This is a genomic window from Micromonospora sp. NPDC023644, assembly GCF_040640115.1.
GTDB lineage: Bacteria > Actinomycetota > Actinomycetes > Mycobacteriales > Micromonosporaceae > Micromonospora.
In genome coordinates this window covers 174,077-187,714 of record NZ_JBFABA010000001.1, presented here as the reverse complement: position 1 = coordinate 187,714, position 13,638 = coordinate 174,077, and the positions used below count along the sequence as shown (strand labels likewise).

Below are 13,638 nucleotides of genomic sequence, written 5' to 3'. Positions count from 1 at the left end.
CGCGATTGCCGCGCGTTTCCTGCTCAGTCTTGCACGTTTGATCTGGACCGAGCAATCGAACGAGCAGTAGTGCGCAGATGATCACCATCTCGACGCAACATCACCTAGGCTTGCCCGGCCCCACCGGAGCCCCGACGAGCGAGAGGACCACGTGCCCGAGGACGACCGGCCGCTGCCCGCGGCCGAGGAACTTGCCCTGGCCCGCCTCGCCCTGGACGACGGCGACCTGGCACACGCGGCCGGTCACGTCGCCGCGGCGCTGGCCCAGGCCCCGACCCTGCCCGAGGCGCACGAGACCCTCGCCCGGCTCGCCGCCGCCGACGGCGCGGGCGGCGTCGAACTCTTCCCGCTCCAGGGCCACGCGTTCGTCGGCACCGTGGTGGCCCGTGCCCACCTGCTCGCCGCCGCCGGCCGGCCCGCGGAAGGGCTGGACCTGCTGGTCGCGGCGACCGGCCACGCGCCGGGGACGGACTGGGCCGGGGTGCCGTGGGTGACCACCCCGGAACTCGTCGAGCGCCTCGATCCGGACCGGACCGCCCGGATCCTGATGCAGGTCTGCGCCGCCGTGGCCGACCCGGTGCCCCGGGCCGACCGCGCCGCCCTGGCCTCCTACCTGGCGCTGGCCCGCAACGCGGTCACCGTCCATCCCGAGCACGGCCTGCTGCTGGGCGCGGCGTCCGCGCTGGCCAGGCGGGTCGGTGAGATCGACCTGGCGATCCGCTGGGCCGCCCGGGGCGTACGCGCGAAGCCGTCGAAGATCGGCGAGGTGTGGCTCGGGTACGCGTACCGCAGCGCCGGCCGGACCCGCGAGGCGCTGGCGGCACTCGGTCGCGCCGTCGCGCACGACCCCGACGACCTCACCGTCTACGCCGACATCGCCGGGACCCTCGCCGACAACGGGCGGCTCGACGAGGCGCTCGACTGGATAGACCGGGCGCTGGCCCGGGACCCCTCCTTCGAGTGCGCCGTGCACACCGCGCACCGGCTGCGGCACCAGCGCGACGGCGACGTGGCGCACCTGGTCGCGCTCGCCGACTTCGTCCGGGACCACCCCGACGACACGCACGAGCACGGCGACCTGGCCGAGAGCTGCCGGGGCCGGCCCTGGCTCGGGCAGGTCACCCCGGCGACCGGGGCGCTGGTGGACGCGCTGCGTCAGGCCGTCACCGACGAGCACGTCGGCCTCGGCGCCGTACGGCTGGACTCGCCCGCGCCGCCCAGCGCGATGCGTACCGCCGCGACGGCCGCGCCCGGGCTGCGGATCGAGGTGACCGGCGTGCCCGATCCGGACCCGCGCGAGCCCCGGCGGGCGACCGGCCGGCAGCTCTGGCGCCACGACGGGACGACCGTCGTGCCCGCCGTGCCGGCGCCCTCGCCGGAGGCGGCGGCGCGGCTGCGGCAGCTCGCCCATCCGGCGTGGCCGCACCCGCCGGCGGCGTACGACGCGGCGGTGGGCCTGGCCACCCTGGAACTGGCCGACCTGCTCGGCCTGCTGGCGCACCCCCCGGAGGCGCCGCCCACCGCGCTGGGCCGGGTCCTCGGGCAGGACCCCTCGCTCTGGGTGCGCTGCGTCCAGGTGTGGGCGTGCCTCGGCCTGCTGCACCACCGCACCGACGAGCCGTGGGCGGAGTCGACCCGGCGCGCGGTGCTGCTGGACCTGGTCTGGGGGGTCGAGGACTGGGTCACCGAGGCGGCCCTGTTCGCCCTGGTCACCGCCGCCTGGGTCGACCCGGAGGTGCGCCCCGACGTGGCCCGCGTGGTGACCGAGCGGTTGACCGACGTGGCGACGGTCGCCCGGAAGCGTCCGGTGCCGATCGCGCCGTCCCTGGCGCACCTGTCCCTGGCGAGCCCGGCCCTGGACCCGGAGACGGCGGCCCTGGCCGCCTCGCTGACCGCCACCAACCCGGTTCCCCGGCCGCGTTCCCGCCTGCGCCGTCTCTGGCGGCGCCTCACCCGCCGGTGAGCTCCAGTCGGAGGCCGAGCAGGTCCACGCCGTCCAGGGGCGACCAGTCCCGCTCGGGCGTTCGCACGAAGCCGCGCCGCTGGTAGAGCCGCTGGGCGGAGGCGGCGAAGCCGCTGCGGACGCAGATGACCACGGCGGAGCAGCCCAGCCCGGCCGCCCGCGACACGCAGGCCTCGACCAGCGCCGCGCCGACGCCCCGCCCCTGCGCGGCGGGGTCCACCGCCAGCATCCGGAACTCCGCCTCGCCGGCCCGGGACAGCTCGGCGTAGCGGGTGCCGGGCAGGACGAAGGTCACCGAGCCGAGCAGCTCGCCGGTGGCGACGTCGGCGGCGACGAACACCTCGCCGTCCTGAGCCCGGGACGCCACGTCGGCGAGCACGGCGGCGTAGCCGTGCTCGTTCTTCAGCTGGCCGTCCGCCTCGTACGCGGCGACCGTCAGCCGGGCCACCGCCGCGAAGTCGCCCGGCCCGGCGAGGCGGACCGAGAGGCCGGTCAATCGATCACCGCGATCAGGTCACCGTCCTGCACGACGTCGCCCTCGTTGACCGCGAGCTGCTTGACGACACCGTCGGACTCGGCGACGACCGGGATCTCCATCTTCATCGACTCCAGGATCACCAGCGTGTCCCCCTCGGACACGGTGTCCCCGGCCGACGCGACGACCTTCCAGACGTTCGCCACCATCTCGGCGCGGATCTCCTCGGCCATGTCCAGGGCCCTCCCTCTCGCGGTTGCCTGCCGACGTATCCAATCATGCGGGCGGCCTCCGGCGGGCGTGGAGCGGCCCGGGTGGGGTGGATGATCGACTCCGGGGCGGCCCGCCCCGGAGTGTCCCGGCCGCGGGCGGCCCGGCGGGGCGGGCGGCGGCCTCCGGCGTGTCGGGCGGCGCGGCGTACGACCGGCGGCCCCGGCGGACGACGGCGGGTGCCGGCCGCACTAGCATCAGCGGGTCGGACCCCGGCGCCGGGAGGACCGGTGCGTGCACCGGCGCCGAGCTCGTGCGCAGGCGGGTCCGACCATCACGAGGAGGTCACCATGGCGAAGAAGGCCCGTAAGAAGAAGGCCCGTAAGAAGAGCAGCGCGAACCACGGCAAGCGCCCCAACTCCTGACCGGCGGCCGGGCCCCGCGGCTCGGCGTCGATCAGTCGGCGGAGAAGCCGGTGGCCCGGGTCGGACGACCCGGGCCACCGGCTTCTGCTGTCTCGCGGGCGCCGACCGAGGTCGGCTGCCGTCGCCGGCCCGACCTCAGTCGGCCAGCTCCTTCGACTCGGTGCTCTCGAAGACGACCAGCTCGGTGAGGCGCAGCCGCAGCCGCTCCCGCAGCTGGTCGGGCGCGGTCTCGTTGCCGCAGCAGCGGGCGACCAGCGCCTTCACCTCCTGCTCGATGCCGTACTCGCGCAGGCACGGCCCGCACTCGTCGAGGTGATGCCGGATCAGCGTGCGCCGCTCCTCGCCGCACTCCAGATCCAGGTAGAGGTAGACCTCCGCGATGACCTCTCGGCAGTCCGTCTCGTGCGGATCCCCACAGCTCATGGTCAGACCTCCCGGCCGGCGGAAGCGGTCGAGCCCTTCTTCGACGCCGCGGCGCTGAAGCCCCGCTCGGCGGCGTACTGCTCGAGCAGCTTGCGCAGATTACGTCGGCCCCGGTGCAGACGCGACATGACCGTGCCGATGGGCGTGCCCATGATGTCGGCGACCTCCTTGTAGGAGAAGCCCTCGACGTCGGTGAGGTAGACGGCCAACCGGAACTCCTCCGGCAACTGCTGGAGGGCCTCCTTGACGTCGCTGTCCGGCAGCCGGTCCAGCGCCTCGGTCTCGGCCGAGCGCAGCCCGCTGGAGGTGTGCGACTCGGCCTCGGCGAGCTGCCAGTCGGTGATCTCGTCGGTCGGCGCCTGGATGGGCTGGCGCTGCCGCTTGCGGTAGGAGTTGATGTAGGTGTTGGTGAGGATCCGGTAGAGCCAGGCCTTCAGGTTCGTGCCCTGCTCGAACTGGTGGAAGGCGGCGTACGCCTTCAGGTAGGTCTCCTGGACCAGGTCCTCGGCATCCGCCGGGTTGCGGGTCATCCGCAGCCCGGCAGCGTAGAGCTGATCGACGAAGGGCATCGCGTCCCGCTCGAAGCGGGCCCTGCGCTCGTCCGTCTTCTCGGTGGTCAACCGCACATCCCCTCGCGTCGGATGCTGTCCCGCCGAGGATACGCGTACGAACGTGCCCGCAGATTCACTTCCGGCGGGTGTGCTCGTACTCACCGCGGCGGGGCCGACCGGCGGCACCACCGCGGGCCAGTCCGGACCGCCCAGCAGCCGTCGCAGCTGCCGCGCTCCCCGCTCGTCCCGTTCCCGGACCCGCGTCTCGGTCGGCACCGGTCTCCCCCCTCGCCAGAAATGTCGTCCCGGGGGGTGCAACGCCCCCGACGGGCCGGAGCATTCCGCTGGCCTCCCCCGTTCCCGGTCCCGGCGCCGACGGAGGCGGGCGCTGGGACCAGGAAGGGCCTGGGAGGACCGGCGCCGCCCGCCCGAACCGGGCGTCCGGCGCCATCCGATGCAACGACCCGCCGCGGCCACCGGACACGGCCCGCCGGAGCGCCCGCCGCCGTCCGCTGGGCACGCGCCCACACCCGCGCCGGGCCGGGTCAGGCACCGATCCTGGCCGCGGCCAGCACCGATCCGGGCGTGGGGACGAGGGGCGGTGCGGGCGACGGGGCGGCGCTCAGCCGCGCGCCCAGCCCTGCCCGCGCAGCCAGTCGCGCACCACCGCGGCCGTGCCGGCCGGGTCCCCCCGCAGGTCGTGCCGCTCCCCCGGGCGGGTCACCACGTGCACCCCCGGCCCCGGCTCCGGCACCCCGAACGGGTCACGGTCGCCGTTGACCACGAGGGTCGGCAGGCCGGTCGCCAACTCCGCCGCCCGCGACCGCTCCGGGCGGCCCGGCGGATGCAGCGGGAACGCGAGCGCGACAACCCCGGCGGCGCCCACCGCCGACGCGGTGCGGCACGCCACCCGCGCGCCGCTGGACCGCCCGCCCACCAGCAGGGGTACGCCGGGATGCCGCTCCCGCAGCACGGCGAGCACGGCGCTCCACGCCTCGTCGAGGTGCCCCGCCGGGGCCGGCGCGCGCCGCCCGGCGACGCGGTACGGCTGGGTCACCCGGGCCACCACCAGCCCGGCGCCGACCGCCGCGTCCCGCAGCGCGCACAGGTCGGGGGCGTCGACGTCACCGCCCGCGCCGTGGCCGAGTACCAGCAGGGCGCTCGGCGCCCCCGCCGGCAGGTCGGTGTCGACCCGGGCGGGCCCGCGCGGGGTGGAGAGGTCGTCGTCCTGCGGCATCGGCCCATTCTGCGGCCTGCCCGGGCCTCGGCGACCTCGACCTGGCCGATAAGGGCACGACGGGCAGCCGGCCCGCCGACGCGGCGGGCCGGCTGCGACCGGTCTTCAGTCGACGGTCAGCTCAGCGGCACCAGGGTGAGCAGCCGGTCGCGGACCGGCGGACCCGCCTCGCCGGCGGCCTCCGGATCCGGTTGCACCTCGTCGCGCCAGGCGACCAGCATCGCCCGCCGTTCGCGCGGCGTGGTGCCGCCCCAGACGCCGTGGCAGTCACCCACGTCCAGCGCCCAGGCCAGACAGGAGCCCTGCACGTCACAGCTCCGGCAGAGCGCGACGGCCGCGTCAGCCGGTTCGTTCGGCGCCGGAAAGAACGTTTCCGGGTCGACGTTCTGGCAGGTTCCTCTGGTTCGCCACGCCTCGTCCTGTCGCCGCTCCCGCAACGCCCGCAACAGCCGCGGATCTCGTCGTGCGGCGGCCACCTCGTGCGGGCGGGGCATACGTGCCCGTGTCATCCACCCACCTCCCCCGTGGGACCGGCAAGATCGGTGCGCGTCGTTCGCCCCGTGCGAATCGACACCCACTACCGGCGCTGTGTTGTATCGCACTTCCGGACACCGGGACAAGACTTCACGGCGAATATGGGTGAACAACGGTGCGACGTTTCGCCCGCAACTCTGGCAAATCACACCCGACAATGTGTCGGACTGTCAGAAAAGCGTCATCTCCTCCGACGCGGCGGCCCGGGCGAGCGGCACCCGCTCGGTCAACCGCGGCCCGTCGTTGCGCACGTCCCCCACGGCCGTCCCCACCGGGCGGATCTCCAGCGTCGCGAGCCAGTCGGACGGGGGCGGCGCGAGCAGGCCCTCCGGCTCGTCGGTCGGCGCCAGCCACGCCCCCCAGCGCTCGCGGGGCAGCAGCAGCGGCATCCGGTCGTGCACCTCGGCCAGCTCGCCCAGCGCGGCGGTGGTGAGCACGCTGAAGGTCAGCAGCGGACCGCCGGAGCCGTCCCAGACCGACCAGATGCCGGCGAAGGCGAGCACCGAGCCGTCCAGCGGGGTCATGTAGTAGGGCTGCTTGCGCCCGTCCGCCCCGCGGACCCACTCGTACCAGCCGTCGGCGGGGACGAGGCAGCGGCGGCGGGCGAAGGCCCCGGCGTACGCCCGGCTGGTGGCGACCGTCTCGGCGCGGGCGTTGATCATGCGGGCGGCCCCCGCAGGCGACCGGGACCAGGAGGGGACGAGCCCCCAGCGGCCCACCGACAGCGCGCGGTGGCCCTCCGGGCTGACCCGCACCAACGGCACGGGATCCGTGGGCGCGACGTTGTGGTCGGGGTCGACCCGGCCGTCGGTTTCGTCAAGGGACTCGAACAGCGCGCTCAGGTCGCCCGCGCTCCGGGTCGTCGCGTACCTCCCGCACATGCCGCACACGCTAACCCGCCGCGCGCCGCCCGGCTGTCCCGCTGACCGGGAGGACGCGTGCCGGCCGGCGTCACCGGCCGTCGGACGCGGCAGAATGTAGGCGTGGGGAACCTGATCGCGACCCGGCCGCCGCAGCCGTGGACCGCTCCGACCGCCTCCGATCCGGTCGCGGCGACGCTGCGCCTGCCCGGGTCCAAGTCGATGACCGCGCGCGCCCTGGTGCTGAGCGCGCTGGCCGGCGGCCCCTCGACCCTGGCCGGGCCGCTGCGCGCGCGGGACACCGAGCTGATGGCCGCCGGGCTGCGCGCGATGGGCGCGCACATGTCGATCAGCGACGACGAGCGCTGGCTGGTCCGCCCCCACCCGCTGGTCGGCCCCGCGCACGTCGACGTGGGCCTGGCCGGCACCGTGATGCGCTTCGTCCCGCCGGTGGCCGGCCTGGCCGACGGGCGGATCACCTTCGACGGTGACCCGCAGGCCCGCACCCGGCCCCTCGGCCCGCTGATCGGGGCGCTGCGCTCCCTCGGCGCCCGCGTGGACGCCCCCGCCACCGGCAGCCTGCCGCTGACCGTGCTCGGCGCCGGGCGGGTGGCCGGCGGCGAGGTGGTGATCGACGCCTCCGCGTCCAGCCAGCTGGTCTCCGGGCTGCTGCTGGCCGCGCCGCGCTTCGACCGGGGCGTCGTGGTCCGGCACGTGGGCCCGCCGGTGCCCTCCGCGCCGCACCTGCGGATGACGGTGCAGATGCTCCGGGCCGCCGGCGCGGCGGTCGACGACGGCACCCCCGACGTGTGGGTGGTCGAGCCGGGCCCGCTGGCGGGGCGCGGCTGGGAGATCGAGCCCGACCTGTCGGGCGCCGTGCCGTTCTTCGCCGCCGCCCTGGTCACCGGCGGGGAGGTGACCCTCCAGGGCTGGCCGCGCAGCAGCGCCCAGCCCGTCGAGCAGCTCCGCTCGCTGCTCCAGCGGATGGGTGGCGAGGTGACCCTCTCCACCGCCGGGCTGACGGTCCGCGGCACCGGCGCGGTGCACGGCCTGACCGCCGACCTCTCCGACGTCAGCGAGCTGACCCCGGCGCTGACCGCGCTGGCCATGCTCGCCGACTCGCCGTCGGTGTTCACCGGCGTCGGCCACATCCGCGGCCACGAGACCGACCGGCTGACCGCGCTGGCGCGGGAGTTCGCCGCGCTCGGCGCCGACATCACCGAGTCCCCCGACGGGCTGGAGATCCGACCCCGGCCGCTGCACGGCGGGGTGTTCGAGACCTACCACGACCACCGGATGGCGCACGCCGCCGCGGTGGCCGGGCTGGCCGTTCCCGGCATCGAGTTGAGCGACGTGGCGTGCACCTCGAAGACCATGCCCGAGTTTCCGGCACTATGGTCGGCGATGGTGACCGGCAAGAGCTGACACGACGGGGGGCGGGTCCTGACGACCAGACGGCGGGAGTACGACGAGGACGACGTCCGGGTCCGTCCCGGCAGGTCGTCGCGCCCGCGTACCCGTACCCGACCCCAACACTCCGACGCGGTGGACGGCTTCGTGATCGCCGTCGACCGGGGCCGCTACACCTGCGTGCCGCCCGACGCCGGGCCGGACACGCCCCTGGTCACCGCGATGCGGGCCAGGGAGCTGGGGCGCAAGTCGGTGGTGGTCGGCGACCGCGTCGGCCTGGTCGGGGACACCTCCGGCGCGGCCGGGGCGCTGGCCCGCATCGTCCGGATCGCCGAGCGCACGTCGGTGCTGCGGCGCACCGCCGACGACGACGAAACGACCGCCGAGGGGCGGCTGGAGCGGGTGGTCGTCGCCAACGCCGACCAGCTGGTCATCGTCAGCGCGCTGGCCGACCCGCCACCGCGCACCGGCTTCATCGACCGGTGCCTGGTGGCCGCGTACGACGCCGGCATCGAGCCGCTGCTCTGCCTCACCAAGGCCGACCTGGCCGGCCCCGAGGCGGTGCTCGGCTACTACGCCGAGCTGGAGCTGCCGTACGTGCTGATCCGCCCGGATTCCGACCTCGACGCCCTGCGCAGCCTGCTCGCCGGACGGATCTCGGTCATGGTGGGGCACTCCGGGGTGGGCAAGTCGACGCTGGTCAACCGCCTCGTGCCGGACGCCGCCCGGGCGGTCGGCACGGTCAGCGCGATCGGCCGGGGCCGGCACACCTCCACGAGCGCGGTCGCGCTGCGACTGCCCCGGCTGCCCGACCGCGACGACGACTCACGGCGACGCCGACCAGGCGCGGCCGCCGCCGCGCCGCGGCCCGGAGCCGCCGCCGGCTGGATCGTCGACACCCCCGGGGTGCGCAGCTTCGGGCTGGCGCACGTCTCCGCCGACAGCCTGCTGCACGGCTTCCCCGACCTGGTCGAGGGGACGGTGGACTGCCCCGCCAACTGCCCGCACACGCCCGACGAGACCGCCTGCGGGCTGGACGCCTGGGTCGCCGCCGGCAAGGCCGACGCGCGCCGGCTGGCCTCGTACCGCCGGCTGCTGGCCTCCCGGTCGGGTGAGGGCGACACGCGGGAGCCCGACCAGCGGAATCCCGGCGACCCGCTCGCGGGGTCCTGAACCGGTCGCCGCTACCGTTTGGGCATGCCCGGTTACGCCGACGACATCGCCCTCGCCCACCTGCTCGCCGACGCCGCCGACGCCGTCTCCACGGCCCGGTTCCGCGCGCTCGACCTGCGGGTCGAGGCGAAACCCGACCTGACCCCGGTCTCCGACGCGGACACCGCGGTGGAGCGGGAGATCCGGGCGCTGCTGGCCACCCACCGGCCCGCCGACGGCCTGCTCGGCGAGGAGTACGGCGAGGAGCCCGCCAGCGGCCCGGGCGGCCGGCGCTGGGTGGTCGACCCGATCGACGGCACGAAGAACTTCATCCGCGGCGTGCCGGTGTGGGCCACCCTGATCGCGCTGCTGGAGTCCGACCGGCCGGTCGCCGGGCTGGTCTCCGCGCCGGCGCTCGGCCGCCGCTGGTGGGGCGCGCTCGGCGAGGGCGCGTACGCGGGGCCGGACGCCGCCGGCGGCGCACCGATCCGGGTCTCCGCGGTCCGGGACCTCGCGGACGCGAGCTTCTGCTACTCGTCGCTGACCGGGTGGGAGTCCACCGGCCGGCTGGACGCGATGCTCCAGCTCATGCGGGACACCTGGCGCAGCCGGGCGTACGGCGACTTCTACGGCTACATGCTGCTGGCCGAGGGCGCGCTGGACGTGATGGTGGAGCCGGAGCTGTCGCTGTGGGACGTCGCCGCGCTGGTGCCGATCGTCACCGAGGCGGGCGGGACGTTCACCGACCTGGCCGGCCGGCCCGCCCCCTCCGGCGACGTCGGCACCGAGAGCAGCGCCGTGGCCAGCAACGGCGCGCTGCACGCCGACATCCTCGCCCGGCTGGGTCGGCCAACCGAGCACTGACCTCCGGCAGCCTCTATCCTCGCCAGGTGGTCTCCTCCGGTTGGTGCTTCCTTGCGGCCATGATCGTCGCGTACGGCGTCGCCAACCTGCTCCAGTCGGTGGCCGCCGCCCGCACCACCGTGCACCACACCTTCGACCCGGGCCTGCTGCTGCGGCTGGCGGGTCACCGCACCTACCTGGTCGGGCTCGGCTGCCAGATGGCCGGTTTCGTGCTGGCCCTGCTCGCCCGCCGGGACCTGCCGCTCTTCCTGGTCCAGTCCAGCGTCGCCGCCGGGCTGGGGGTCACCGCCCTGCTCGGCGTCCTGGTGCTGAAGTGGCGGTTGCCGGCCGCCGAGGTGGCCCTGCTGGTGCTGCTGTTCGCCGGGATCACCGCGCTGGTGCTCTCCGCCGAGCCCGCGCCGGCCAAGCCGCTCGGCACCGCCGGCCTGATCGCCCTGGCGGTGGCGCTCGGCGTGATCGCCGTGATCGGCTTCTTCGCGGTACGCCTGCACGGGGCGCCCGGCTCGGTGGCGCTCGGCGCGCTGGCCGGGCTGGCGTTCTCCGCCGCCGCGGTGGCCGCCCGGCCCCTCGCCTCCGCCCCGACGCCGGAGGCGTTCGTCCAGGACCCGCTGCTCTACCTGCTGATCGTCCACTCGATCGTCGGCCAGCTGCTGCTCGGCCTGGCCATGCAGCGCGGCTCGACCACGGCCGCCGTGGCGGCGATGGACGCCGCCGGGGCGGTGCCCGCCGCGATCGTCGGCCTGCTGCTGCTCAACGACAAGATCTGGCCCGGGCGGGAGTGGCTCGCCGCCGTCGGGTTCCTGGTCACCCTCGCGGCGGTCATCGGTCTCACCCGGTACGCCGAGCCCCAGCACCACCACGCGGTCGCCGGGGAACGGGACCGGGGCATGGTCGGCGCGGGAGCGCCCGGCCGCCCGCTCTGAGGGCGGCCGGCGCTCAGGCCGCCTCGACCCGGCAGGCCCGGCAGGCAGGCCGGCCCGGCAGGCAGGCCGGCCCGGCAGGCAGGCCGGCCCGGCAGGCAGGCCGGCCCGGCAGGCAGGCCCGGCAGGCAGGCAGGCCCGGCAGGCAGGCCGCCTCGACCCGACCGCCCGTCAGGCCGCCTCGACCGGCTTGCGGCGGCTGACCACGCGCTCGTAGAGGCGCTCCAGCGCGCCCGCCGTCCGCTCCCAGGTGTAGCTGCACCGCACCCGGTCCACCGCGGCGTGCCCGTACGCGAACCGCCCGGCGTTGTCGGCGAGCAGCCGGCGCAGCGTCACGCCCAGCGCGCGGACGTCGCCCGGCGGCACCAACCGGCCGGTGACCTCGTCGACCACCGCGTCGGCGATCCCGCCCATGGAGTAGCCGACCACCGGCACCCCGCAGGCCATCGCCTCCAGCGACACCCGGCCGGCGGAGGAGTAGTGCGGGGTGCAGGCGACCACGTCCGCCGAGCGGTACCAGGTGGCCATCTGGTCGTGCGGCACCGCGCCCACCAGCTTCACCTGCTCGGCCACCCCGCTCCGCTCGGCCAGCTCGCGCAGCCGCCGGGCCTCGGCGTGGTTGGCGAGCTGCCCGACGGGCGGGCCCCCGGCGATCACCAGCTCGGCGTCGCCGACCAGCCGCATGGCCCGGATCAGGTCCTCCTGGCCGTGCCCGGCCGACAGTCCGCCGACGGAGAGGATCCGGGCCCGCCGGTCGCGGGGGGCGGCCTCACCCTCGGGATGGAACTGCGCGGTGTCGACGCCGGCCGGCACCATCGCCACGGAGGCGCGTTGCAGCCCCATCCGGGTCAGCTCGTCGACCTCGTCGTTGCACTGGGCCACCGCGATGTCCACCGCCCGGGTCAGCGCCCGCTCCAGCGGGATCCGCTCCCCCGGCCCGTCGTACTGCCGGCCGAGGTGGCGCAGCTGCTCGACGCCGAGGGAGTGGAACGTCTGCACCACCGGGACGTCCGTCTCGCGGACCGCGTGCGCGGCGGCCAGCCCGCCGACCCAGTAGTGCCCGTGCACCACCTCGGGGCGCCACTCGCCCGCCCACCGGTCGGCCAGCCAGGCGCCGAACGCGGACACGTGCGGGACCAGCTCGGCGGTCGGCAGCGGGGCGGCCGGGCCGATCGGCGCCCGCTCCACCCGGTAGCCGTCGACCGTCGCCGTCTCCGGCAGGCCCGGGTCGTCGCGGCGTTCGTACACCCGCACGTCGTGGCCCCGCGCGGCGAGTTCGGCGGCGACCCGGGCGACGTGCTGGTGGGTGCCGACGGTCAGGCCGGCGGCGCCCCTGGGTGGGCCGGCGTGCGCGCAGACGAGGCCGACGCGCATGGGTCACCTCCATGCGATCTTCTCAAGCGGTGGTCCTCGGTCAGAGGGTCCCATTAACCGAACCCCCGGGAGCCGAAACCTGGCAGATCGGGAAGAGCGGGGCGGGTGCTTGCGCGACGGCAACTGTCGAGGGACGCCGAGACCCCGTGCCCCGGGCCACGACTATCCGACCGGCGCCGGTCGCATGACCCCTGCTGACGGGGGTACGGGCGAAGAATGCCACTCACCCGCAGCCTCGCCGACGCCTCCGTCGTGCTCACCGGTGCCTCCAGCGGCATCGGTACGGCCACCGCCTACGCCCTCGCCCGGCGCGGCACCGCCGTCGTGCTGGCCGCCCGGAGCGAGGCAGCCCTGGAGGAGGTCGCCGTGCGGTGCCGTGAGCTGGGCGGGCGGGCGCTGGTGGTGCCGACCGACGTGACCGACCCGGCGGCCGTCGAGCGGCTCGCCGCCCGCGCGGTCGCCGAGTTCGGCCGGATCGACGGCTGGGTCAACAACGCCGCGGTCGGCGCGGTCGGGCTCTTCGACGAGATCCCGGTGGAGGAGTTCCGGCGGGTGCTGGAGGTGAACCTGCTCGGCGCCGCGTACGGCACCCGGGCCGCCCTGCCCCATCTGAGCGCGGCGGGCGGCGGGGTGCTGGTCAACAACGCCTCGGTGCTGGCCGAGGTGGCGATGCCCTACCAGTCGGCGTACAACGCCGCGAAGCACGGCATCCGCGGCCTGGCCGACACGGTCCGTCAGGAGCTGCGGGTGACCGGGCGGGGCGACATCTCGATCTGCACGGTGCTGCCGGCCACCATCGACACCCCGTTCTTCCGGCACGCCGCCAACCACAGCGGCCGGGAACTGGTGCCGCCGCCGCCGGTCTACCCGCCGGAGGTGGTCGCCGAGACGATCATCCGGCTGCTGCGCCGCCCCCGCCGCGAGGCGTACGCCGGCGGGGCCGCCCGGCTGATCGGCCTGCAGTGGCGGCTCGCCCCGGCGCTCGCCGAGCGGGTCCTCGGCTGGTACGCGCACCGCACCCAGTTCGGCCCCGCCGCGCGGCCGGAGAGCACCGGCAACGTCTTCCACGCCAACGCGGCCGCCCGGCGCGAGGGCGGCTGGCACGGCCGGCGGCGGCACCTGGTCCGGATGACCGCCGCCTTCGGGCTGGCGGCGGCGGGGACCGCCGTCGGCACGGTCGCCGCGATGACCCGCCGGGCGCGGACGGACCGCTGATGCCGGGCGTCGAGCGGTCGGGTGC

Annotated in this window: 14 protein-coding genes; 6 read left to right on the top strand and 8 right to left on the bottom strand. The window is 75.9% G+C overall.

Annotation, left to right across the window (positions count from 1 at the left end):
• Window positions 1-151 precede the first annotated feature (151 nt).
• A complete protein-coding gene (locus tag AB0G08_RS00875; protein ID WP_358081215.1) occupies window positions 152-1,963 on the top strand; it encodes a tetratricopeptide repeat protein in 1,812 nt (603 codons plus the stop codon).
• Here AB0G08_RS00875 and AB0G08_RS00870 read toward each other — a convergent pair.
• The 7 genes from AB0G08_RS00870 to AB0G08_RS00840 form a co-directional block, all read right to left on the bottom strand.
• On the bottom strand, window positions 1,950-2,459 hold the full coding sequence (locus AB0G08_RS00870) for a GNAT family N-acetyltransferase (RefSeq protein WP_358081213.1): 510 nt from the start codon (window positions 2,457-2,459) through the stop codon (window positions 1,950-1,952). The two genes, AB0G08_RS00875 and AB0G08_RS00870, sit on opposite strands and share 14 nt — an antisense overlap.
• Complete coding sequence (locus tag AB0G08_RS00865; RefSeq protein ID WP_172896635.1) at window positions 2,456-2,677, bottom strand: biotin/lipoyl-binding carrier protein; 222 nt, start codon at window positions 2,675-2,677, stop codon at window positions 2,456-2,458. Before AB0G08_RS00865 ends, AB0G08_RS00870 begins: the two co-directional genes overlap by 4 nt.
• A gap of 531 nt (window positions 2,678-3,208) precedes the next feature.
• Entirely contained in the window at window positions 3,209-3,496 is a 288-nt protein-coding gene (gene rsrA / locus AB0G08_RS00860) for a mycothiol system anti-sigma-R factor (protein ID WP_357870534.1), read from the bottom strand.
• A 2-nt stretch (window positions 3,497-3,498) separates the two neighbouring features.
• Window positions 3,499-4,323: a sigma-70 family RNA polymerase sigma factor gene (locus AB0G08_RS00855; protein ID WP_358081210.1), complete on the bottom strand. Its 825-nt coding sequence runs from the start codon at window positions 4,321-4,323 to the stop codon at window positions 3,499-3,501.
• Window positions 4,324-4,669: 346 nt separating this feature from the next.
• The gene (locus AB0G08_RS00850; RefSeq protein WP_358081207.1) at window positions 4,670-5,284 is read right to left on the bottom strand and encodes an alpha/beta family hydrolase; all 615 of its coding nucleotides are present in this window, start codon (window positions 5,282-5,284) and stop codon (window positions 4,670-4,672) included.
• 116 nt (window positions 5,285-5,400) lie between these two features.
• Window positions 5,401-5,793, bottom strand: coding sequence for a WhiB family transcriptional regulator (locus AB0G08_RS00845; RefSeq protein WP_357870541.1), 393 nt, complete (start codon window positions 5,791-5,793; stop codon window positions 5,401-5,403).
• 195 nt (window positions 5,794-5,988) lie between these two features.
• Entirely contained in the window at window positions 5,989-6,699 is a 711-nt protein-coding gene (locus AB0G08_RS00840; protein WP_358081204.1) for an SOS response-associated peptidase, read from the bottom strand.
• 102 nt (window positions 6,700-6,801) lie between these two features.
• On the opposite strand from AB0G08_RS00840, the gene aroA reads away from it, so the two are divergent.
• From aroA to AB0G08_RS00820, 4 genes are all read left to right on the top strand, one after another.
• Window positions 6,802-8,103: a 3-phosphoshikimate 1-carboxyvinyltransferase gene (gene aroA, locus AB0G08_RS00835; RefSeq protein ID WP_358081201.1), complete on the top strand. Its 1,302-nt coding sequence runs from the start codon at window positions 6,802-6,804 to the stop codon at window positions 8,101-8,103.
• A 165-nt stretch (window positions 8,104-8,268) separates the two neighbouring features.
• Complete coding sequence (locus AB0G08_RS00830) at window positions 8,269-9,261, top strand: ribosome small subunit-dependent GTPase A (protein ID WP_358081568.1); 993 nt, start codon at window positions 8,269-8,271, stop codon at window positions 9,259-9,261.
• Between the two features lie 24 nt (window positions 9,262-9,285).
• Entirely contained in the window at window positions 9,286-10,104 is an 819-nt protein-coding gene (gene hisN, locus AB0G08_RS00825; protein ID WP_358081198.1) for a histidinol-phosphatase, read from the top strand.
• A gap of 59 nt (window positions 10,105-10,163) precedes the next feature.
• A complete protein-coding gene (locus AB0G08_RS00820) occupies window positions 10,164-11,027 on the top strand; it encodes a hypothetical protein (RefSeq protein ID WP_358081566.1) in 864 nt (287 codons plus the stop codon).
• Between the two features lie 168 nt (window positions 11,028-11,195).
• Here AB0G08_RS00820 and AB0G08_RS00815 read toward each other — a convergent pair whose 3' ends face one another.
• Entirely contained in the window at window positions 11,196-12,398 is a 1,203-nt protein-coding gene (locus AB0G08_RS00815) for a glycosyltransferase (protein ID WP_358081196.1), read from the bottom strand.
• Window positions 12,399-12,614: 216 nt separating this feature from the next.
• Here AB0G08_RS00815 and AB0G08_RS00810 point away from each other — a divergent pair, with 216 nt between their 5' ends.
• Window positions 12,615-13,613 carry an SDR family oxidoreductase gene (locus AB0G08_RS00810; RefSeq protein WP_358081193.1) on the top strand — a complete coding sequence of 333 codons (999 nt, stop codon included), beginning with the start codon at window positions 12,615-12,617 and terminating at the stop codon, window positions 13,611-13,613.
• The last annotated feature ends 25 nt before the right edge of the window (window positions 13,614-13,638 follow it).